The organism is Streptomyces sp. NPDC001816 (genome assembly GCF_042892235.1).
GTDB lineage: Bacteria > Actinomycetota > Actinomycetes > Streptomycetales > Streptomycetaceae > Streptomyces.
The window spans coordinates 1,059,863-1,079,858 of the sequence record NZ_JBIATY010000001.1 but is presented as its reverse complement, the minus strand read 5'-3'; the positions used below and the strand labels follow the sequence as shown (position 1 = coordinate 1,079,858).

General features: G+C 73.4%; 18 protein-coding genes. 5 read left to right on the top strand and 13 right to left on the bottom strand.

What is annotated here, in order from left to right:
• Positions 1 to 4: 4 nt before the first annotated feature.
• The 6 genes from dnaK to ACFYZZ_RS04890 form a co-directional block, all read right to left on the bottom strand.
• The gene (dnaK, locus tag ACFYZZ_RS04915) at positions 5 to 1,870 is read right to left on the bottom strand and encodes a molecular chaperone DnaK (RefSeq protein ID WP_389171597.1); all 1,866 of its coding nucleotides are present in this window, start codon (positions 1,868 to 1,870) and stop codon (positions 5 to 7) included.
• Between the two features lie 139 nt (positions 1,871 to 2,009).
• Positions 2,010 to 2,435: an OsmC family protein gene (locus ACFYZZ_RS04910; protein ID WP_389171594.1), complete on the bottom strand. Its 426-nt coding sequence runs from the start codon at positions 2,433 to 2,435 to the stop codon at positions 2,010 to 2,012.
• 65 nt (positions 2,436 to 2,500) lie between these two features.
• The gene (locus ACFYZZ_RS04905; RefSeq protein WP_389171591.1) at positions 2,501 to 4,303 is read right to left on the bottom strand and encodes a hypothetical protein; all 1,803 of its coding nucleotides are present in this window, start codon (positions 4,301 to 4,303) and stop codon (positions 2,501 to 2,503) included.
• Positions 4,300 to 5,361, bottom strand: a complete 1,062-nt coding sequence (locus ACFYZZ_RS04900; RefSeq protein WP_389171588.1) for an ATP-binding protein — start codon at positions 5,359 to 5,361, stop codon at positions 4,300 to 4,302. Before ACFYZZ_RS04900 ends, ACFYZZ_RS04905 begins: the two co-directional genes overlap by 4 nt.
• A 79-nt stretch (positions 5,362 to 5,440) precedes the next feature.
• Entirely contained in the window at positions 5,441 to 7,519 is a 2,079-nt protein-coding gene (locus ACFYZZ_RS04895; protein ID WP_389171586.1) for a phage holin family protein, read from the bottom strand.
• Positions 7,520 to 7,626: 107 nt separating this feature from the next.
• On the bottom strand, positions 7,627 to 8,058 hold the full coding sequence (locus ACFYZZ_RS04890; RefSeq protein WP_097259061.1) for a hypothetical protein: 432 nt from the start codon (positions 8,056 to 8,058) through the stop codon (positions 7,627 to 7,629).
• An 85-nt stretch (positions 8,059 to 8,143) separates the two neighbouring features.
• Between ACFYZZ_RS04890 and ACFYZZ_RS04885 the strand changes: the two genes are divergently transcribed.
• Positions 8,144 to 8,917: an MBL fold metallo-hydrolase gene (locus ACFYZZ_RS04885; RefSeq protein WP_389171585.1), complete on the top strand. Its 774-nt coding sequence runs from the start codon at positions 8,144 to 8,146 to the stop codon at positions 8,915 to 8,917.
• Between the two features lie 14 nt (positions 8,918 to 8,931).
• Positions 8,932 to 9,546: a DedA family protein gene (locus ACFYZZ_RS04880; protein ID WP_389171582.1), complete on the top strand. Its 615-nt coding sequence runs from the start codon at positions 8,932 to 8,934 to the stop codon at positions 9,544 to 9,546.
• A 28-nt stretch (positions 9,547 to 9,574) separates the two neighbouring features.
• On the opposite strand, the gene ACFYZZ_RS04875 is transcribed toward ACFYZZ_RS04880, so the two are convergent.
• The 3 genes from ACFYZZ_RS04875 to ACFYZZ_RS04865 form a co-directional block, all read right to left on the bottom strand.
• The gene (locus ACFYZZ_RS04875) at positions 9,575 to 10,645 is read right to left on the bottom strand and encodes an MBL fold metallo-hydrolase (RefSeq protein WP_389171581.1); all 1,071 of its coding nucleotides are present in this window, start codon (positions 10,643 to 10,645) and stop codon (positions 9,575 to 9,577) included.
• The gene (locus ACFYZZ_RS04870) at positions 10,642 to 11,898 is read right to left on the bottom strand and encodes an aminotransferase class I/II-fold pyridoxal phosphate-dependent enzyme (RefSeq protein ID WP_389171578.1); all 1,257 of its coding nucleotides are present in this window, start codon (positions 11,896 to 11,898) and stop codon (positions 10,642 to 10,644) included. The genes ACFYZZ_RS04875 and ACFYZZ_RS04870 overlap by 4 nt, the downstream gene beginning before the upstream one ends.
• 197 nt (positions 11,899 to 12,095) lie before the next feature.
• Complete coding sequence (locus tag ACFYZZ_RS04865; RefSeq protein ID WP_389171575.1) at positions 12,096 to 12,929, bottom strand: hypothetical protein; 834 nt, start codon at positions 12,927 to 12,929, stop codon at positions 12,096 to 12,098.
• Between the two features lie 227 nt (positions 12,930 to 13,156).
• Between ACFYZZ_RS04865 and ACFYZZ_RS04860 the strand changes: the two genes are divergently transcribed.
• Positions 13,157 to 13,531 (top strand): DUF2795 domain-containing protein, encoded by a 375-nt coding sequence (locus ACFYZZ_RS04860; protein WP_389171573.1) that lies wholly within the window; start codon positions 13,157 to 13,159, stop codon positions 13,529 to 13,531.
• A gap of 74 nt (positions 13,532 to 13,605) precedes the next feature.
• Here ACFYZZ_RS04860 and ACFYZZ_RS04855 read toward each other — a convergent pair whose 3' ends face one another.
• The 3 genes from ACFYZZ_RS04855 to ACFYZZ_RS04845 form a co-directional block, all read right to left on the bottom strand.
• Positions 13,606 to 13,893 carry a DUF6158 family protein gene (locus tag ACFYZZ_RS04855; protein ID WP_386576053.1) on the bottom strand — a complete coding sequence of 96 codons (288 nt, stop codon included), beginning with the start codon at positions 13,891 to 13,893 and terminating at the stop codon, positions 13,606 to 13,608.
• A gap of 126 nt (positions 13,894 to 14,019) precedes the next feature.
• Entirely contained in the window at positions 14,020 to 15,639 is a 1,620-nt protein-coding gene (locus tag ACFYZZ_RS04850) for an ABC-F family ATP-binding cassette domain-containing protein (RefSeq protein WP_389171569.1), read from the bottom strand.
• 505 nt (positions 15,640 to 16,144) lie between these two features.
• The gene (locus tag ACFYZZ_RS04845) at positions 16,145 to 16,801 is read right to left on the bottom strand and encodes a histidine phosphatase family protein (RefSeq protein ID WP_389171567.1); all 657 of its coding nucleotides are present in this window, start codon (positions 16,799 to 16,801) and stop codon (positions 16,145 to 16,147) included.
• 72 nt (positions 16,802 to 16,873) lie between these two features.
• On the opposite strand from ACFYZZ_RS04845, the gene ACFYZZ_RS04840 reads away from it, so the two are divergent.
• Positions 16,874 to 18,436: a bifunctional phosphatase PAP2/diacylglycerol kinase family protein gene (locus ACFYZZ_RS04840; protein WP_389171564.1), complete on the top strand. Its 1,563-nt coding sequence runs from the start codon at positions 16,874 to 16,876 to the stop codon at positions 18,434 to 18,436.
• Positions 18,437 to 18,479: 43 nt separating this feature from the next.
• Positions 18,480 to 19,352, top strand: a complete 873-nt coding sequence (locus ACFYZZ_RS04835; protein WP_389171561.1) for a class I SAM-dependent methyltransferase — start codon at positions 18,480 to 18,482, stop codon at positions 19,350 to 19,352.
• On the opposite strand, the gene ACFYZZ_RS04830 is transcribed toward ACFYZZ_RS04835, so the two are convergent.
• Complete coding sequence (locus tag ACFYZZ_RS04830) at positions 19,313 to 19,969, bottom strand: GvpL/GvpF family gas vesicle protein (protein WP_389171558.1); 657 nt, start codon at positions 19,967 to 19,969, stop codon at positions 19,313 to 19,315. The genes ACFYZZ_RS04835 and ACFYZZ_RS04830 overlap by 40 nt on opposite strands.
• Positions 19,970 to 19,996: the final 27 nt, after the last annotated feature.

Genomic DNA, 19,996 nt, shown 5'->3' with positions numbered 1-19,996 from the left:
GCGGTCAAGCTGCGCCGCCCTTCTGGTCCCGGTCCTCGTCGACGATCTCCGCGTCCACCACTCCCTCCTCTTCCGGCGGCGCGCTCTGTTCCCCGGCCGGGGCGCCGGAGGCCGAGGGCTGGGCCTGGCTGTACATGGCCTGCCCCATCTTCTGGCTGACCGTGGCGAGCTTCTCGACTCCCGCGCGCAGGGCGGCGGTGTCGGCGTTCTGCTCCAGCAGGGTCTTCAGCTCGGTGGCCGCCGCCTCGACCTCGGTGCGGGTGTCGGCGGGCACGCGGTCCTCGTTGTCGCGGATGAACTTCTCGGTCTGGTAGACGAGTTGCTCGGCCTGGTTGCGGGTCTCGGCGGCCTCCTTGCGCTGCCGGTCCTCCTCCGCGTACTGCTCGGCCTCCCGCATCATGCGGTCGATGTCGTCCTTGGGCAGGGCGGATCCGCCGGTGACGGTCATCTTCTGTTCCCGTCCGGTCGCGAGGTCCTTCGCGGAGACGTGCATGATGCCGTTGGCGTCGATGTCGAAGGCCACCTCGATCTGCGGGACACCGCGCGGGGCGGGCGGCAGGCCGGTGAGGTCGAAGACGCCGAGCTTCTTGTTGTAGGCGGCGATCTCGCGTTCGCCCTGGTAGACCTGGATGCCGACCGAGGGCTGGTTATCGGTGGCGGTGGTGAAGATCTCCGAACGGCGGGTCGGGATCGTGGTGTTCCGCTCGATCAGCTTGGTCATGATGCCGCCCTTGGTCTCGATGCCCAGGGACAGCGGGGTGACGTCCAGGAGGAGGACGTCCTTGACGTCGCCGCGGAGCACTCCCGCCTGGAGGGTGGCGCCGACCGCCACCACCTCGTCGGGGTTGACGCCCTTGTGCGGGTCCTTGCCGGTCAGCTGCTTGACCAGTTCGGTGACCGCGGGCATCCGGGTCGAGCCGCCGACGAGGATGACGTGGTCGATGGCGGAGAGCTTCACGCCCGCGTCCTTGACCGCCTGGTGGAAGGGGGTCGTGCAGCGGTCCAGCAGGTCCGCGGTCAGCTCCTGGAACTGGGCGCGGGTCAGCTTCTCCTCCAGGTGCAGCGGGCCCTCGGCGGAGGCGGTGATGTAGGGCAGGTTGATCGAGGTCTCCGAGGACGAGGACAGCTCGATCTTGGCCTTCTCGGCGGCTTCGCGCAGCCGCTGCACCGCCATCTTGTCGTTGCCGAGGTCGATGCCCTGCTGCCCCTTGAACCGCTTGACCAGGTGGTCGACGACCCGCTGGTCCCAGTCGTCGCCGCCGAGGTGGGTGTCACCGTTGGTGGCCTTCACCTCGATGACGCCGTCGCCGATCTCCAGCAGGGACACGTCGAAGGTGCCGCCGCCCAGGTCGAAGACGAGGACGGTCTGCTCCTCGCCGCGGTCCAGGCCGTAGGCGAGGGCGGCGGCCGTGGGCTCGTTGATGATCCTGAGCACCTTCAGACCGGCGATCTCCCCCGCTTCCTTGGTCGCCTGCCGCTGGGCGTCGTCGAAGTACGCGGGCACGGTGATCACCGCGTCCGTGACGTCCTCGCCGAGGTAGGCCTCCGCGTCCCGCTTCAGCTTCTGCAGCACCCGCGCCGACAGTTCCTGCGCACGCAGCCGGGCGCCGTCCACCGTGCCCTGCTCGGGGAAGCGCCAGCCGGCATCGCCCATGTGCCGCTTCACCGAGCGGGCCGTGCGCTCCACGTTCGTCACGGCCTGTCGTTTGGCGACCTCACCGACCAGTACCTCGCCGTTCTTCGCGAACGCCACCACGGAGGGGGTGGTCCGGGCGCCCTCCGCGTTGGTGACGACGGTGGGCTCGCCGCCCTCCAGGACGGCCACCACCGAGTTCGTCGTCCCGAGATCGATCCCGACCGCACGTGCCATGGTCCGTCCCCTTCCGTCAGGGCGCCTTGCGCCCTTCCAGCACAAAACGCGCGTACGGCGCTGTCAATGTACGAATACCCGGAAACGGCGATGCCGCGCCCCTGTGCGGGAGCGCGGCACCGTGGCGGTCGTACGACGGTCAGGCCAGCTCGGCCGTCAGGGTGATGGTGGTGCCGGTCAGGGCCTGGCTGACCGGGCAGTTCTTCTTGGCGTCCTCGGCCGCCGAGGCGAAGGCCTCCGCGTCCAGGCCCGGCACCTCGCCGCGGACGGTGAGGTGGATGCCGGTGATGCCCTCGCCGGGCTGGAAGGTGACGTCGGCCTTGGTCTCCAGGCGGGTGGGCGGGGTGCCCGCGCCGGTGAGGCCGTGCGAGAGGGCCATCGAGAAGCAGCTGGAGTGGGCGGCGGCGATCAGCTCCTCTGGGCTGGTCTTGCCGTTCGCCTTCTCGGCACGCGACGGCCAGGACACCGGCTGCTGGCCGATGCCGGAGGAGTCGAAGGTGACGACGCCGGTGCCCTCGACCAGGTTGCCTTCCCAGACCGTGTGTGCGGTGCGCGTGGTAGCCACGGTGGTTCCTTTCGCATGTGGTCCCGTGTCCAAGTCCTGCGCCTCCCATCCGATCACATCCGGGCTCACTGCACCCTGAAGACCGGGCCACGCGGGGTGAACGGAAGGCGACCACCCTGCGGGATCAGATAGGCGTGCTCGCGCCGCACCCGCAGCACGTCGCACCAGCCGTCGGTGATGACCAGCACCGGCGCGCCCGGCGGGAAGTCCGGTGCGCGGTGCAGCAGGTCGATGCCGGGCTGCAGAACGGTGCCGCCGCGCCCGTGCACCCGTACCCGGCCGGCGATCTCGGTGACCGGCACATAGCCCGCGTCGTGCGGGGCGGCGTCGCAGAACACCACGCGGGCGGCCGGTACGTCGCGTGCCTCGGCGTAGGAGGCGATGGCGCCGAGAGCCTTGCCGAGCAGGGTGCGGTCCATCGAGCCGGAGGTGTCGAGGACGACGCCGAAGGTGCAGCGGGCGATCTCCTCCGGCGGGAAATGGCGGCCCGCGCGCGGGATGTCGGGGGTGGCGGACTGGCGGCGCGAGGGGCGGGCGTAGGAGCGTACGGCCTGCGGGCTCGGCACGAACTCGTCGAACCAGCGGGCCAGTCGGGCGTCCCAGGGCAGCGGCGGGTGGCTGAGCGCGCGGATCTCCTCGACCAGCCCGCCGGGCAGGAAGCCGCGCTGCTGCCCCTGGTGCAGGTCCAGGCCCCGGACCAGGCCGCGGCGGTAGAACTCGTCCAGGTCCACGGGGGCGCCGGGCGGGACGAGCGGGGCACCGAGGACGTCGCCGAGGCCCTTGCCGCGCAGGGTGGCGAGGCGGCGCATGCGGCGCAGGTCGCCGGCGATGCGGTCGTAGACCTCCTCGGCGGACAGGCCCGCCAGCTGCGGGTCGTACAGCAGCCCGTCGGGCATGGTGCCGACCTGCATCTCGGTGAGCCAGCCGTTGATGACGTAGTCGCAGGCGACGTTGAACAGATAGGGGTCGCGGGTGCCGCAGCGGTCGCCGTGGCGCAGGGCGGCGTGCAGCATCTCGTGGGCGAGGATGAACCGCCATTCCTCGTCCTCGAAGGTGCGCAGCGGGTTGACGTAGATCTCGCCGGCCTCGGCGTTGACGGCGGCGACGGCGATGCCGTGGGCGCGGGCGAGTTCGGCGTCGGCGACCAACTTGATGCCGGCCGCGATGCCGCCGAGGAGTGGGTAACTGGAGACGAACCAGCTCAGGGCCCGCTCCCAGGGGCGCAGCCGGGTGGGGCCGCCGGTCATGGCGTCGCGGCGGCCGCCGGCCAGGTCCATGGCGGTGGCCATGGTGCGGGTGAGGCCGTGGGCGAAGGCGAGCTGCCAGTCGGGTGGCTTTTGCAGGTAGCCGGTCCAGGGCACGAGCAGCTGGTCGGGTTCGGTGCCGGCCGTGCCGCAGTGCTCGTACACGGCCGGGATGTGCTCGTCGCGGCGCCAGCGGGCGGCGATCTGTTCCTCGTCGCCGTCGGGGTAGGACGCGGGCAGGTCGTCGGGGGTGCGGCCGACGGGGAAGGTGAGCAGGAAGCGGTTGACGACGGCGCAGCGCGCGGCGAGGTCGTAGCGGTCCGGCTGCACGCGTTCGCCCTTGGCGGCGGGTACGTGTCCGAAGCCGAGGTGGATCAGGCCGTGGGCGATGGCCCAGGCCCACTCGGCGGGCTCGGCCCGGCGGGTGGGGTGCAGGTGGACGCGGCCGCTGGAGTCGATGCGGACCAGGCCCTGGCGGGGCGAGGCGGGGCAGTCCTCGCGGCGGCACATGTCGGCCTCGATGGCGGCGAGCGCCGGGTTGGCCCACACCAGCTGGACGCCCTTGGCGCAGTCCTCGGCGGCGGGGTCCGGCTTCTTCTTGTTCTTCGCGCCCCGGCCGCTCATCGCCGGGCCTCGACCAGCCGGGGCATGTCCCGGGCGGCCTCGATGAGGAACCAGGCGGGCAGGACGGGGTTGCCGTCGGCGTCGGAGGCGATGACGCTCTGCGCGACCTCGACGGAGATCTCCGCGAGCTGCACCAGCAGGGACTTGGCACGGTAGGCGGTCTGCCGGCCGTTCGCCGACATGTGCTCCTTGGTGACCGGCAGTTCCTTGACCAGGCGGCCGCGGAAGGACTCGGCGAGGTAGTACAGCAGGTCGCGGTCCTCCAGGCGGTGCGGCCAGCGGGCGTCGCCCTTGAGGATCGCCTCGATACCGAACCGGCTGCGGACGATCTTGACGTAGCCGCAGAAGGCGGTGGCGTGCGCCGGGGTGAGGGTGCCGTGCGCGAGGACGCTCAGGGTGGCTTCGTCGAGGTCGGGTCCGAAGGAGTGCAGGGCGTCGGAGAGCATGTGCCAGGAGCGGGGCGTGGAGAACGGCTCCTCGGTCTTCGGCGGCCTGGACCACAGGTGGTCGGGCCGGTCGGTGAGGTGGTCCAGGATCCACGGGTGGATGCCGTGGCCCGCGGCCCAGGCGAGCCAGTCCTTCGGGGAGGCCTCCAGGTGGACGTGGGCGAGCCGGTTGACCAGGGCGGAGGCGATGGGCCGGGCGAGGGCGTTGTCGGTGGCGCGGTTGCCGGCGCCGATGACGATGGACCCCTCGGGCAGCTCGTAGCTGCCGATGCGGCGGTCGAGGATCAGCGAGTAGAAGGCCTTCTGCACGTCCGGGGTGGCCGCGTTCAGCTCGTCCAGGAACAGGCAGTACGGCTCGTCGCGGGCGATGGTCTCCGGCGGGCAGAACACCGAGCGCCCGTCGCGGATCTGGGGCACGCCGATCAGGTCCTCGGGGGCGAGCTGGGTGCCGAGCAGGCTCACGCATTCCAGGCCCAGCGAGGCGGCGAACTCCCGCACCAGGGAGGACTTTCCGATGCCGGGGGCGCCCCAGACGAAGACGGGCCGGACGGTGGCGAGGCCGAGCAGCAGCTCGGGGAGACGGGCAGGGGTGACCGTGACGGCAGCCTGCAAAACAAGGGCTCCTTGGGGATGTTCGAGGATGTGCGACTCGAACAGTGTGGGTGTACGTCCCCGCGCACGCAGCCGATTTTCAGGCGGCCCGCTCCTCCTCGGCCTCCGTGCTGATCGGCACCTGGGGGCCGTTCGCCTCGCGCAGCCAGCGGCGCAGGACGCGGTGCATGTGCTCGGCGCCGGTCAGCTCTGCTCCCTCCGCGACCGGCGCGGACAGGGTGAGCGGGGAGAGCAGGAAGGGGTGGGACTGGGCGCCGCCGAGGCCGCCGTGGGAGCCGATCTGCTCCTCGAAGGCGAGGACCTCGCCGTCGGCGGGGTCGTGGAAGGAGTTGACCATGATGTCGGCGGTGTGCGGGAAGGAGTGGGTGCGGCGGACGGCGTCGGCGGCGCCGGGGCCGAACCGGGCGAGCGGGCCGGGCTCGTGGTCCAGCTCGGCCAGCGGGATCTCGGTGCCGTGGGGGCCGAGCACCACGCCGTCGTGTTCCTCGCTGCGCACCAGCAGGAAGCCGATGCCGGGGTGGTTGGCGAGGGTGGTGAGCAGGGCGGGGTGGCGGGCCTCGATCTCCTCCTTGGTCATGCGGTGCGGCACGTCCGGGAAGGAGACCAGGCCGAGGTTGCCGGAGGCCAGCACGATCGGCTCGGAGTTCCGGGTGGGCCGGTGCCGCTCGCCCTTCTCCTCCACGGGCCGGTGCAGGGCCGCGCGGACGGCGGTGCGGGCCTCGGCACCGCTGCGGGTTCGTTCGGCCCGGCGCGGTACGGGCAGTCCGCAGCCGGCGCGGACCAGGTCGGCGAGGGTGAGGCCGTAGCGGGCGCGGAAGGTCTCGCCGGGGCTCTGGCCGTGGTCGGACAGGACGACGATCCGGTAGGGGCGCGGGGCGTGTTCCGCGGCCTTCTCGATGAGCGCGAGGGACCGGTCGAGGCGCTGCAGGACCTTCTCGGCGTCCCGGCTGCACGGTCCGGAGTGGTGGGCGACCTCGTCGTAGGCGACGAGGTCGGCGTAGACGGCGGTGCGACCGGCGAGCAGATCGCCCATCACGGCGGTGACCACGACGTCCCGTTCGACGACGGTGGCGAAGGCGCGCACGAAGGGGTAGAGGCCGCCGCGGCTCACCCGTGGCCGCTGCTTACGGATCCGCGCCCGGGTGGACTGGCCGATCTCGCGGGCGACCTCGGCGACGAAGGACAGGGCCGTGCGCACCGCGTTGGCGGGGTCGGAGAAGTAGGCGAAGTAGCCGGCGCGGGAGCGGTTGTCCCGGCCGCGGCGGCGGGTGGCGATGGACAGCACGAGGGCCTGTTCGGCGGCGCCGCCGCCGAACAGGTTGCCGCGGCTGGCGCCGTCGACGGTGAGCAGTCCGCCGTCGCCCGTGTGCGCTGTGGCGCGGCGTTGGAGTTCGACGGCGCTGGTCGGGCGGTTGCACACCATCACCTCGCCCCGGTCCTTCTCGTACCAGCGGAAGGCCGGCACGTCGAAGGTGCTGCCGTGCAGGATGCCGAGCTGGCTGGCGCCGGTCTGGCTGGACCAGTCGGTGCGCCAGGGGGCGAGCCGGTGGGTCGGCTGTGCACCGTCGTCCGTCGACAGCCAGCGGCCGACGGTCGGCATGAGTCCCTTGCGGACGGCGTGGGTGAGCACCTCGTGGCCCACGCCGTCGAGCTGGACGCAGACCAGGCCGGGCGTGGCCGCGCACGGTGGACCGGCTCTGCGTCGGCGGTCGGCCAGGCGCAACAGACGGCGACGGTAGGCGTCGTCGTCGCGTACGGCGAGGGCAGCGCCGGTGGCCGAGGCGACGGCGGACATGACGGCGGCCACGATGACGGCGGTCTCCGGGGCGACCTCGCCCCGCCCGGAGGGGTTGATGCGCAGGGCGAGCAGCAGCAGGGAGCCGTTGAGGAAGAAGACCAGCAGGCCGAGGACGAACGCGGGCACGAGCAGCAGCAGCCGAACCAGGAGCGGCCACACCACGGCCGAGAGCACACCGAAGGCCCCGGCGCCCAACGCGGCGGTGACGGCTATCCGGGTGGCGCTGTCGCCGTCGGCGGACTGGAGCCTGAAGTCGGGCAGGAGGCCGGCGAGCACGAGCATGGTGAGTGTGGAGACCGCCCACACCGTGACGCTGCGCCCGACCTGACTGGCGATCCGCCGCCACCGTACGCCCCGCACGCCCCGTACACCTCGCGTCCCGCCCGCTCGATCACCGGGCCTCACTCCACCTTGTCACACGGGCTTGTCACACGGGACGGAGCCCGGACGGGCGGGTCGCCGGGCCCTCACCGCCCGTCGTAGCCCGCTGTCGGCATGGACAGCCTGCGGTGCACCCGCGCCTTCATCTGCGCGTCGTACGAGGGCTCGGCCCGCCCCACTGTCTCCACCCGCACCCCGCGCCGCGCGCACTCGGCGGTGAACTCCTCCACCGAGGACAGCGCGCGCTCCAGCACGCGCCGGCTGGGTGCGACGAACACGTCCACGCCGGGCCGGACGCCGTCCCACAGTGCGCAATGGTCGAAACGCAGCCCGCCGACGAGAAGTTCCCGCACGACCACATAGCCGCGCTCCGCCGCCCAGCGGGCGCACATGGCGTGCTGGCTGCGGGAGTCGACCAGGAAGGGGTCGGCCTCCAGTTCCTCCAGAGGCGTCAGGCTCGCGATGGCGGTGACCCGCACCTGTGCGAGCCCGCCGGAGGCACCCCGCAGCTGTCCCATGGCGTCCCCCTCACCTCCGGGTTTCGCCGCCGACCCTACTCCTGCCCGTAGGCTTCGGGGGAGTCGCGCGAAGGAGGCGAAGAAGGTGCCGGTGGAGATCACCTGGTGGGGTCATGCCACCTGTGCGCTCCTGGATTCGAACACACGGGTGCTCACCGATCCCCTGTTCGCGGGCAGGCTCGCGCATCTGCGTCGCCGCCGCGGCGCGGTACCCCCTGCCGAGGCCCGTCGCGGGGACGTGGCGCTCGTCTCCCATCTGCACGCCGACCATCTGCACCTGCCCTCGCTGGCCGCCCTCGCCCCGGGCACGCGCCTGCTCGTGCCCCGGGGCGCACCACGTGCGGTCCCCGGGCTGCGCCGGCTTCGCCAGCTGCAGATCACCGAGGTGGCCCCGGGGGACGCCGTCCGGGTCGGGGACCTCGTGGTCCGCGCGGTGCCCGCACGGCACGACGGGCGCCGGCTGCCGGTCGGCCCGCACCGCTCCCCGGCGCTGGGATACGTCGTCGAGGGCGAGGCGCGGACCTACTTCGCCGGGGACACCGGGCTGTTCGACGGCATGGCGGAGCAGGTCGGGCCGGTGGACGTGGCCCTGCTGCCGGTGGGCGGCTGGGGGCCGTACCTCGGCGAGGGGCACCTGGACGCGGGGCGGGCGGCGCGGGCGCTGGCCCGGCTGGCACCCCGGGTCGCGGTGCCGGTGCACTACGGGACGTACTGGCCGATCGGCATGGACGCGGTGCGCCCGCACGAGTTCCACGCTCCGGGCGACGAGTTCGTACGCCTGGCGGCCGCGGCCGCGCCGCAGGTGGCCGTGCACAAGCTCGGGCACGGGGAGAGCGTGCGCCTGGAGGTCGCGCGGTGAGATGGCCGGCCGCGGTGGTGCTGGCCGCTGCTTCCACGTCCGTGCCGCCTCCGGAGTCCACACAGCAGGCGATCGGGTATCCGTCGCTGTTCCTGCTGGTGCTGATCGGGGCGTTGGTTCCGGTGGTGCCCACGGGGGCGCTGGTCAGTTCGGCCGCGGTGGTGGCGTTTCATCAGACGGCGCCGTTCGCGCTGGCGCTGGTGTTCGTCACGGCCTCGCTGGCGGCCTTTCTCGGGGACGCGACGCTGTACTGGCTGGGGCGGCGGGGGATGCGGTCGCGGAACGGGTCGCGGTGGCTGGAGGCGATTCGTGCTCGGGCGCCGGAGGAGCGGCTCGAGCAGGCGCAGACGAAGTTGGCCGAGCATGGGGTGGCTGTGCTGGTGCTGTCCCGGCTGGTGCCTGCTGGGCGGTTGCCGGTGATGTTGGCTTGTCTCGTCGCCGACTGGCCCTTGCGGCGGTTCAGTCGGGGGAATCTTCCTGCTTGTCTGGCTTGGGCGTTGACGTATCAGGTGATCGGAATTCTGGGGGGTTCGTTGTTTCCGGAGCCGTGGCAGGGGGTTGTGGCTGCGGTGGGGCTGACGCTGGTCATCAGCGCGGTTCCGAGTGTGGTGCGGCGCGTTTCTCGATAGCGACACAGCCCCGCGTTCCCTGGGGAGTTCACTCCAGCACTCGTGAGCCGCCTACCGGCATGTCCCACAGGTCTTCCCGGTCCAGACCTGCCTTCTCCCACGCCGTCTGTACTCGCGTCAGCGGTTCCAGGACCGGCTCCGCAGACAGGATGAACGTGCCCCAGTGCATGGGCGCCATACGCCGCGCGCCCAGGTCCACAGTGGCCTGGACCGCCTCCTCCGGGTCGCAGTGGACGTCGCTGAGCCACCAGCGGGGGGCGTAGGCGCCGATGGGCATGAGGGCGAGGTCGATTCCGGGGTAGCGGCGGCCGATGCGGGAGAACCAGTGACCGTAGCCGGTGTCGCCGGCGAAGTAGAGCCGCTGTCCGTCGCGGTCGGTGAGCACCCAGCCGCCCCAGAGGCTGTGGCAGGTGTCGGTGAGGGTGCGCTTGGACCAGTGGTGGGCGGGCACGAAGTCGAAGCGGACGCCCGACAGTTCGGCGCCCTCCCACCAGTCCAGCTCGGTGACGCGGGTGAACCGGCGCCGCTGGAACCAGCGGCCGAGGCCGGCGGGCACGAACACCGGTGTGCTGCGCGGGAGTCGGCGCAGGGTGGGGGCGTCGAGGTGGTCGAAGTGGTTGTGGCTGATGACCACCGCGTCGACGTGCGGCAGGTCCTCCCACGGGACGCCGACGGGGGTGATACGGGCCGGGGTGCCGAGGATGCGGCGGGACCACACGGGGTCGGTGAGGACGGTCAGCCCGCCGATCCGGACGATCCAACTGGCGTGTCCCGCCCAGGTGACGGCGGGCGTACGGGTGCCCGTGCGGGGCAACGGGGCGGGCGCGTAAGGGAGCCGGGGGATGTCGGCGAGGCTCTCGGGGCCGGGGCGTACGGAGCCCTCGCGGGCGAAGCGGGCGAGGGCCTTGAGGCCGGGCAGGGGCGCGGTGAGCCGGTCGTGGAAGGTCCGCGGCCACACCCGGTGTTCGCCCAGCGGGCGGGGCTCGGCCAGCGGCGGGAACGGGGGCGCGAGGGGGGCCGGGGCCACGGGCGCACCGGCTTCTCCACTGGTCGTCGTCGTTGTGGTGGCGGAACCGGGCTCATGCGTCTGCTGCGTCATCGAGGAGGCTCCCGTCGCTGAGCGTCGTCGCCGAGATCGTCGAAGGCCGACCTCAGGGAGATCAACGCGCGTTGCACGTGTGGCAGTTCCAACGGTGAGGGTGACATGAGGCATTCCGTGCGTTCCTCGTCCGTGCCGCCCAGCAGGGACCCCGTGGCGAGCCGCACGCGCAGCGCCCCGAGGTCGTCGCCGAAGCGGTGGCCGCCGGGCGCGGGCATGCCGAGCCGGACGGTGAGGAAGTCCTCCAGTTCCTGGGCGTCGCCGACGCCCTGCTCGGCGAGCACCTCGCGCAACGGGCCGAGGTCGACGTACAGATGGCGGCCGGCCCGCGGCGGCCGGGCGAGCGCACCGGCCGCGACGACCGCGCCGTGGGCGGCGGCCGCCACGCGTGCGTGCAGGCGTACGGCGGCCTCGCGGCGCTCGGTGACGGGTGCGGGTTCGTCGAGGGCGTACCCGGCGGCCGCGGCGACCGGTGCGGCGATCCGGGCGCCGAGCGCGGTGAGGATGTCGAGCACGCGCGCGTGGAGGTGCTCCCCCGCCTCTCCCGAGGGGAAGCGGGCGACGGCCGCGGGCCAGCCGGGCGGCAGCAGGGCGCCGGCCAGGTCGGTGACGACGGTGACCCCGTCGGGCACCATCTCGGCGGGGCTGAGCAGGACCGTCTCGTGCGGGTCGTGCACGGTGTCGCGCCAGGTCTCGTCGCTGACCAGGTGCAGGCCCTCGGCGGCCGCCGCCTCGACGGTCTCGTGCAGCAGTTCGGGCGGGGTCACGGTCGCGGTGGGGTCGTCGGCGACGGACAGCACCAGCAGCCGGGGATCCCCGCCTTCGGTACGGACCCTGCGGACGGTCTCCAGCAGGGCGTACGGGTCGGGCACGCCACCGCCCTCGGCCGGGGTCGGCACGTGGAAGACGGGTCTGCCGAGCAGGCGGGCGTAGGGCGCCCACCAGGCGGCGCACGGGCGGGGCACGAGCACGTCACCGGTGTCACCGGCGAGCGCGGCGGTCAGCGCGAGCAGCAGCGCGGGGGCGCCGGGGCCTGCGGCCACCCGGTCGGGGACGCAGGGCAGTCCGCGCCGGGTCCAGTAGCCGCAGGCCGCCTCCAGCAGGGCGGGGGCGCCGCCGACCGGCTGGGCCTCGGCGCGGCCCGCCGCGGCGGCCAGGACGGCGGAGAGTTCCGGCAGGACGGGCAGGCCGTCGCCGGGTAGTGGCGGCCCGTAACGGACCGGCCCGTGGCCCTCCGGGTCCGTCCGCCGCATGTCCGCCTCCTGTGCCTCTTCCTGGGCCTGCTCCCGGGCCTGGTCCTGTGGTGCCGGCTGCGTGGATGGTGCGTACGGTGCCTGCTGTCGGTGCCCTCGGGATGTGTACCCGGCGGACGGCCCGCCATGGCCGTACGCCGCAATTGTCCTCCGGCACGGCACGGCTCGAACCTGGCACCGGCCCGGCCCGGCCCACGTCAGCCGTCCACGGGCCTCCTGCGGCCGGACAGGCGGTAGACGGCGCCTCCGCAGGCGCCGGCGATCAACACACCACCGGCGACCAGCGCCGGTACCGAGTCGTTGAAGCTGCCGCCCGTCCCGGCCGCGACCCCGCCTTGTCCCGTCGCCTGGTCGCAGTCGCCGTTGTCGTCGTTGTAGCCGCCACCGTCGTGGTAGCCGCCGTCGCCGTTGTCGCCGTCGTAACCGTTGTCGCCGCCGTCGCGGTCCTCGCGGCAGTCGTGTCCGCCGGAACAGGTGCGCGAACCGTCCTCGCACTCCCGCCCCTGCTCCTGCCCCGGCCGCTGTCCCTGCCCCTGCCCCTGCCCCTGCCCCTGGCCCTGGCCCTGGCCCTGCCCCTGGCTATGGCTTTGGCCCTGTCCCTGCCCTTGCTCCCACCCCTGCCCCGTCGTCTCCTCCGCCGCCCCGGGCTCCTGCCACTGCCCCGACCCCGACTCCTGCCCGGCCCCCGACTCCTGCCGCTCTCCCTGCCCCTCCGTCTCCTGCCCCGTCCCCGGCTCCTTCCGCTGCCCCTGGACCAGCCCCGGTGTCTCTCCCTGCCCCAGCTCCTGGCCCTGCCCCTCGTCACACTGCGCGCCGCTGCCGTCCATCAAGGGCGGCAGCGTGGCGTCGGGGGTGTCCGGTGCCAGTCCGGTGAGGGCGTCGCAGGGCACGGACGTGGTGGGGGTGGTGCCGGGCTGGACGGTGCCGGGGCTCGCCCCGTCCGCGGGGGCCGCGGACGCGGCGGGTCCCGCAATGACGAGCGCGGCCCCGGCCAGGACGGCGGCGGACAGGGCACGGGCGGTGCGGCGCATGGGGCGGGCTCCTCGGCGGTGCGGGGGCGGGACACGGCGGTCGTGCCCTCGCTGCCATCACAGCCCGCCCGGCGCCGCGGCGCGCGCGGCCGGGCCCCATTCGCGGGACGCGAACGGCCTAACGGGTGACCCCGGGACAAGCGGCCGCCGAACGGCTCCGCACAGGTTTTCCGCCCCCCACGCAGGTGACTCGGTAGGTGCTGGCCTTCAACCCTCTGGAGGAAGTCATGCAGCGAGGCAGTGACCGACTGAGCGTCCATCGGGACGACGAGATGAAACACGAGCTGCAGGAGCTGCTCAGGTCAGGGCACCCGACACGCACCGAGGAATGGGCCGATCCGGAGCCGACCGCCGACGACGACCCGGAGGTCTGGAGCGGGCCGGTGGGCGGTCTTGGATCCCCTGCGTCGCTGGAGCGGGTACGGCTGGCGCTGGCCCGGAACCTGAACCGGCACGCCTTCCCCGCCGACGCCCACGAGCTGGCCCGGGCGCTGCGCCGGGGCAACGCACCGGGCGCGCTGATCGACGCGGTGGCCGGGCTGCCGCGCTCGCGGCGGTACGCCAACGTGCAGCAGCTGGCCGAGGCGCTGGTGGGCGTCTGACGAGCCGGGACCGGGGCGGTGAGCGCACCGGGAAGAGCAGGTGAGGCCGAACGCGGGCGGCACCTGGGAGCTCCTCAGGTGCCGGACGTGCCCGGAGTCACCGCCTCGCCGCAGCCGCGCTCCCGTGCGCCCTCGCGGGTGCGGCCCGAGCTGACGAGGCGGCGCGGGTTGCGGCGCAGGTACTCGCCCTCGAGCTGCGCCATGCGCTCGTTGTGGGCCCGCAGCGCGTCGTTCGATCCGTACAGGAGGGTGTCGTGGCGCGTGCGGTGGATCGTCTCCAGCTCCTTCATGAGCTGCTGGTCGTCCAGTCGGCTGGGGTCGACTCCGGTCATGGTGGCACCCCGCTCGTCGTGTTCGTTCATCCGGTTCGGTTACCCGCCCGGCACGCACTGCCCCCGAGCGTTTCCGGGAGGGAGCCCTGGAGCTCGCATTCCTGAGTCCACTGTACGAACATCCGGCTCCCCGGGCCCTCCGGCGGAGCCGCCGGGCTAGCGGGCCCGTTCCACCCGGCGTTCGTCCCAGACGGGCTCCGGGGTCTCGCGGACGCGGCCGTCGGTGCCGAAGACCAGGAAGCGGTCGAAGGAGCGGGCGAACCAGCGGTCGTGGGTGACCGCGAGGACCGTGCCCTCGAAGGCCTCCAGACCCTCCTGGAGAGCCTCGGCGGACTCCAGGTCGAGGTTGTCGGTCGGCTCGTCCAGCAGCAGCGCGGTGACTCCCTGGAGTTCCAGCAGGAGGATCTGGAAGCGGGCCTGCTGGCCGCCCGAGAGCCGGTCGAAGGGCTGCTCGGCCTGGCCGGTCAGTTCGTAGCGGCGGAGCCTGGACATGGCCGCGCCCCGGTCCTGCGCGTGTTCCTTCCACAGGATGTCGAGCAGGGTGCGGCCCTCAAGCTCGGGGTGGGCGTGGGTCTGGGCGAAGTGGCCGGGGACGACCCGCGCGCCGAGCTTCCACTTCCCCGTGTGCGCGACCTCGTCGCCGGCGAGCAGCCTGAGGAAGTGCGACTTGCCCGAGCCGTTGGAGCCGAGCACGGCGACCCGTTCGCCGTAGAAGACCTCCAGGTCGAAGGGGTTCATCAGGCCGGTCAGTGCCAGCTGCTCGCAGGTGACGGCCCGCACGCCGGTACGGCCGCCCTTCAGCCGCATGGTGATGTCCTGCTCGCGCGGCGGCTCGGGCGGCGGGCCGGCCTCCTCGAACTTGCGCAGGCGGGTCTGCGCGGCCTGGTACCGGGAGGACATCTCGTGGCTCACGGCGGCGGCCTGGCGGAGGTTCAGCACCAGCTTCTTCAGCTGGGCGTGCTTCTCGTCCCAGCGGCGGCGCAACTCCTCGAAGCGGGCGAAGCGTTCGCGGCGGGCCTCGTGGTAGGTGGCGAAGCCGCCGCCGTGCACCCAGGCGTCGGCGCCGGCCGGGCCGGGCTCCACGGAGACGATCTTCTCGGCGGCGCGGGCAAGGAGTTCGCGGTCGTGGGAGACGAACAGGACCGTCTTGCGGGTCTCCTTCAGCTGCTGTTCCAGCCAGCGCTTGCCGGGCACGTCCAGGTAGTTGTCCGGCTCGTCGAGCAACAGGACCTCGTCGGTGCCGCGCAGCAGCGCCTCCAGGACGAGACGCTTCTGCTCGCCGCCGGAGAGGGTGCGCACCTGCCGCCACTGGGCCCGCTCGTACGGCATGCCGAGGGCTGCGGTGGTGCACATGTCCCACAGGGTCTCGGCCTCGTAGCCGCGTGCCTCGGCCCAGTCGGCGAGGGCCTGCGCGTACTGCAGCTGGGCGGCCTCGTCGTCGACGGTCATGAGGGCGTGCTCGGCCCGGTCCACGGCCTCGGCCGCCGCACGGATGCGGGGCGTGGCGACGGAGACGAGCAGGTCGCGGACGGTCGTCTCGTCCCGTACGGAGCCCACGAACTGGCGCATCACGCCGAGGCCGCCGCTGACGGTGACCGTGCCTCCGTGCGGTTTCAGTTCGCCGGAGATCAGCCGGAGGAGGGTGGTCTTTCCCGCGCCGTTCGGGCCGACCAGGGCGACGGCGGCGCCTTCGCCGACCCGGAACGAGACATCGCCGAGCAGCGTCCTCCCGTCGGGGAGGTGGTACTCGAGGTGCGCGGCTTCCAGATGTCCCATGAGGAGGCATTCTGTGGGGCGCCACCGACCTGGGGCAAACGCTTATACGACGCACTCCGAGAGCGCCTGCCTCATCGCACCGGCACACCCCGACGGCACCAGCCCCGTCAGCCCGCCGCACTCCGCCGGCGCCAGGCCCTCATCCATGGGCGCTCCGACGACCCCTGCCCCCTCGTCCCGACGCGCTCCAACGGCGCCAGCCCCTCGTCCCGACACACTCCGAGGGCCCCTGGCCCGTCAGCCCGCCGCACCCCCGACGGCGCCGGCCCCTCGTCCCGACTCGCTCCAGCGGCCCCTACCCCCTCAGCCCCACGCACTCCGCCGGCGCCAGCCCCCTCGTCTCGTCCCGACGCGCTCCAACGGCACCAGCCCCCTCACCCCGCCGCATTCCGACAGCATCAGCCCCTCGTCCCAGCACACTCCAGCGGCCCCTGCCCCCGTCAGTCCGCCGCACACCGACAGCACCAGCCCCTCGCCCCGGCACACTCCGACGGCCCCAGCCCCCTCAGCCCGTAGCCCCCACAGGTGCCCCGGCCGGGCCGCCCTCGCCCGTCGGTTCGACCGTGGCGCCGGCCCAGGACAGGGCCTTGAAGCCGTCGGACGGGGAGCCCTCCAGGATCACCACGCCGGTGTTCTCCAGCGGGCGGGCGGCGGCGAAGGCCACGTCGACGTTGTCGGCGCGGGCCGCGGTCCACATGCGGATGGCGGCGCCGTGGCTGATCATCGCGACGCTCGCGGCGCCGCTCGCGGCGGCCTCGGCGATGACTGCGTCGTACCGGGCCAGGACCTCCTCGCCGTTCTCCCCGCCGGGGATCCTGAGCGTGGTGTCTCCGGCCGCCCACGCGAACACCGTGCGCATGTAGCGCTCGCCCTCCGGGGAGTCGCCGGGCACCATCTCCAGGTCGCCGGCGGAGATCTCGCGGATGCCGTCGCGGACGATCACCTCCAGGCCGCGGGCTGCGGCCAGCGGGGCGGCCGTGAGCCGGGTGCGGATCAGGGTGGAGGCGTAGAGGGCCTCGATGTCCTCGTCCGCGAGCGCTGCGGGCAGGGCGGCGGCCTGCGCCTCGCCGAGCGGGGTCAGGCCCGGGCCGGGTACGGCGGTGTCCAGCAGACGGTCCAGGTTGGACGGGGTCTGGCCGTGGCGGATGAGCAACAGGCGCATGGCAGGGGCCCTCCGGGTGTCGATCATCGCCCACCGGTCAGGAAACGTCCGGTTCAGGGTACCCGGCACCTTATGAGCCCAGACGTCGATCTCACGGTTGCCGAGCCCGGCCCCCACCCCCTGCGCCACCGGCTGCTCGCGCTCGACAGCCGGCTGTTCGAGTTCGCGGCGGGCCGGCACTGGCCGTTCGCCGAGCCCGTGCTGCCGCGGCTGAGCCGGAGCGCGAACCACGGCGTGCTGTGGTTCGCGACGGCGGCCGCGATGGCGGCGAGCCGTACGCCGCGGGCCCGCCGGGCGGCCGCCCGCGGGCTGGCGTCGCTGAGCCTTGCCTCGCTGGTCATCAACACACTCGGCAAGCGCTCGGTGCGCCGCCCCCGGCCCGCCCTGGATCCGGTCCCGCTGGTCCGGCACCTGAAGCGGCAGCCGATCACCACGTCGTTCCCGTCCGGTCACTCCGCGTCGGCGGCCGCGTTCGCGACCGGCGTCGCCCTGGAGTCACCCGCATGGGGCGCGGCGGTGGCTCCCGTCGCCTGGTCCGTCGCGCTCTCCCGCGTCTATACCGGCGTCCACTTCCCGAGCGACGTGCTCGTGGGCGCCGTTCTGGGCGCGGGTGCCGCGTTCGCCGTACGGGGCCTGGTGCCGACCCGCGCCCAGGTCGTGCCGCCGGCCCGGCCCCGCGCCGAGGTCCCGGCGCTGCCGGACGGGGCGGGGCTGGTCGTCGTGGCCAACGCCGGCTCGGGCACCGCGGACCGTGTGCGCACCCTGCGCCTCGGCCTGCCGCGCACCGAGGTCGTCGAGTGCGAACCGGAGGATGTCTCGGTCGAGTTGGAGAAGGCGGCGGCGCGTGCGCGGGTGCTCGGCGTGTGCGGCGGGGACGGGACGGTGAACGCGGCCGCCGAGGTCGCCCTGCGCCACGGCCTGCCGCTCGCGGTGCTGCCCGGCGGCACCCTGAACCACTTCGCCTACGACCTCGGTGTGGAGGACGTCCGCGGCCTCGCGCGAGCGGTCCGGCGGGGCGAGGCGGTACGCGTGGACGTCGGCCGGTTCACCTGCGGCGACAGGCGCGGCATCTTCCTCAACACGTGCAGTCTGGGCGTGTATCCGGAGCTGGTGCGGGAGCGGGAGCACTGGTCAGGCCGGATCGGCGGCTGGCCGGCCGGCGTACTCGCGGCACTGCGCGTGCTGCGCGCGCACGGGCATCCGATGGAGGCCGAATTCCGTGGCCAGGTACGCCCGTTGTGGCTGCTGTTCGCCGGGAACGGCACCTACCACCGGATGGGCCTCGCCCCCGGCCGCCGCGTCGATCTGGCCGACGGGCAGCTCGACGTGCGGGTGGTGCACGGCGGCCGCCGCCCCGCACTGCGTCTGCTGGCGGCGGCGCTGGCCGGCCCGCTGACCCGTTCCCCCGCCCATGCGGCGGTCCAGGTGAGCCGTCTGCACATCGCGGGTGTGGCGCCCGGCACGCTCTTCGCCCACGACGGCGAAGTCACCGAGGTGGCAGGCGAAGTGACGCTGGAGAAGCTCCCCGGGGCGCTCACGGTGTACCGCCCACTGCACGGACTCCGACACTCAGTCAGTCCATATCTCGATACACAGTTCTCACTATTCGGCATGCAGACATACGGTGAGGCGTAGCGACAGAAGCTCGGACCAGAAGCTCGGACAGGGGAGTTCAGCCATGCCGAAAGTGCAGGAGACCGCCGTCTACACGCACGGGCACCACGAGTCGGTGCTGCGGTCGCACACCTGGCGGACCGCCGTCAACTCCGCGGCCTATCTGCTCGGTTCGCTGAAGCCCCACATGAAGATCCTGGACATCGGCTGCGGCCCGGGCACCATCACCGCCGACCTGGCGGAGCTGGTCCCCGACGGCCATGTCACCGGCGTCGACCACGCGCCCGGGATCCTGGAGCAGGCCCGGGAGACCGCGGCCGGACGCGGCCTGGCCAACGTGGACTTCGCGGTCGCCGACGTGCACGCCCTGGACTACCCCGACGACACCTTCTGCGTGGTCCACGCCCACCAGGTGCTCCAGCACGTGGGCGACCCGGTGCAGGCGCTGCGCGAGATGCACCGGGTGACGAAGCCGGGCGGGTTCATCGCCGTACGCGACGCGGACTACGCGGCGATGACCTGGTATCCGGCGGTGCCGGGCCTGGACGACTGGCTGGACCTGTACGAGCGGGTCGCCCGGGCCAACGGCGGCGAGCCCGACGCCGGGCGCCGGCTGAAGGCCTGGGCACTGGCCGCGGGCCTCACCGACATCACGGCCACCTCCGGCACCTGGACGTTCGCCACCCCCGAGGAGCGGTCCTGGTGGAGCGCGCTGTGGGCGGACCGCACCCTCGCCTCGGCCTACGCCGACCGCGCCACGCAGGGCGGACACGCCACGGCGGAGCAGCTGCGGGCGGTGTCGGAGGCGTGGCGCGCGTGGGGCCGGCGGGAGGACGGCTGGTTCACCGTCCTGCACGGGGAGATCCTGTGCCGCAAGGAGACGCGAGGAGACGGCGGTCACGGCTCGTCGTCGCTGAACTCCCCGGAGAACGAGTAGGCCGCCCAGGGCCCGGTGAGGTGCACCCGCACTCCGGGCACCTCGGCCTTCGCGCGGTCCACCAGCTCCACGAACTCCTCGGAGTCTGCCCGGCGCACCAGATAGGCCGCGTCGAGTGTTCCGGCGGGCGCGGGGTGCAGCCGGGAGTCCTCGGCGTGCCGGGAGAGCCGCTCGTGCAGGGCCCGGGCGGGCGCGGCGGGCTCGCCGGCATCGCTTTCGCCGCTTTCGACATGGGCCCTGACGCGCCACTCCACCCGGCCCTCCAGCCGGTCGAGGACGCGCCGGAAGTCGTCCTCGCGGGCCTCGACCATCGTCCGCACCCCGCTGTCGTCCCGGAAGACGGTGACGGGTCTGAGCGGCAGCGGGGTGGTGACGGTGGTGAGCGCGTCGATCACGCCCCGGTGGGCGCGGGTGGTCGCGTCCAGCCAGTCGCGGTCCTCCCGGCGGGCGCGCAGCGCCTCCTCGCAGAAGTCGCTCTCCGGGACGGTACTGACGACCACGACCAGCCCGTGGTGGTGCAGCAGTGCCGGCGGGGCGCCTCCGATGCCGGTCAGCTCGGCCTGCAAAGGCGCTCCGAGCGGGCGGCAGACGGCGTACACGTAGCGCAGTCCGGTCATGGGGCCTCCTTCGGCGGGCTCGGCCGC

Excerpts from the sequence above, each read along its gene's own strand:
- dnaK (WP_389171597.1), bottom strand. The coding sequence starts at position 1,870 with ATGGCACGTGCGGTCGGGATCGATCTCGGGACGACGAACTCGGTGGTG.
- ACFYZZ_RS04905 (WP_389171591.1), bottom strand. The coding sequence starts at position 4,303 with ATGAGCGGCCGGGGCGCGAAGAACAAGAAGAAGCCGGACCCCGCCGCC.
- ACFYZZ_RS04890 (WP_097259061.1), bottom strand. The coding sequence starts at position 8,058 with ATGGGACAGCTGCGGGGTGCCTCCGGCGGGCTCGCACAGGTGCGGGTC.
- ACFYZZ_RS04875 (WP_389171581.1), bottom strand. The coding sequence starts at position 10,645 with ATGACGCAGCAGACGCATGAGCCCGGTTCCGCCACCACAACGACGACG.
- ACFYZZ_RS04870 (WP_389171578.1), bottom strand. The coding sequence starts at position 11,898 with ATGCGGCGGACGGACCCGGAGGGCCACGGGCCGGTCCGTTACGGGCCG.
- ACFYZZ_RS04865 (WP_389171575.1), bottom strand. The coding sequence starts at position 12,929 with ATGCGCCGCACCGCCCGTGCCCTGTCCGCCGCCGTCCTGGCCGGGGCC.
- ACFYZZ_RS04860 (WP_389171573.1), top strand. The coding sequence starts at position 13,157 with ATGCAGCGAGGCAGTGACCGACTGAGCGTCCATCGGGACGACGAGATG.
- ACFYZZ_RS04855 (WP_386576053.1), bottom strand. The coding sequence starts at position 13,893 with ATGAACGAACACGACGAGCGGGGTGCCACCATGACCGGAGTCGACCCC.
- ACFYZZ_RS04850 (WP_389171569.1), bottom strand. The coding sequence starts at position 15,639 with ATGGGACATCTGGAAGCCGCGCACCTCGAGTACCACCTCCCCGACGGG.
- ACFYZZ_RS04845 (WP_389171567.1), bottom strand. The coding sequence starts at position 16,801 with ATGCGCCTGTTGCTCATCCGCCACGGCCAGACCCCGTCCAACCTGGAC.
- ACFYZZ_RS04840 (WP_389171564.1), top strand. The coding sequence starts at position 16,874 with ATGAGCCCAGACGTCGATCTCACGGTTGCCGAGCCCGGCCCCCACCCC.
- ACFYZZ_RS04835 (WP_389171561.1), top strand. The coding sequence starts at position 18,480 with ATGCCGAAAGTGCAGGAGACCGCCGTCTACACGCACGGGCACCACGAG.
- ACFYZZ_RS04830 (WP_389171558.1), bottom strand. The coding sequence starts at position 19,969 with ATGACCGGACTGCGCTACGTGTACGCCGTCTGCCGCCCGCTCGGAGCG.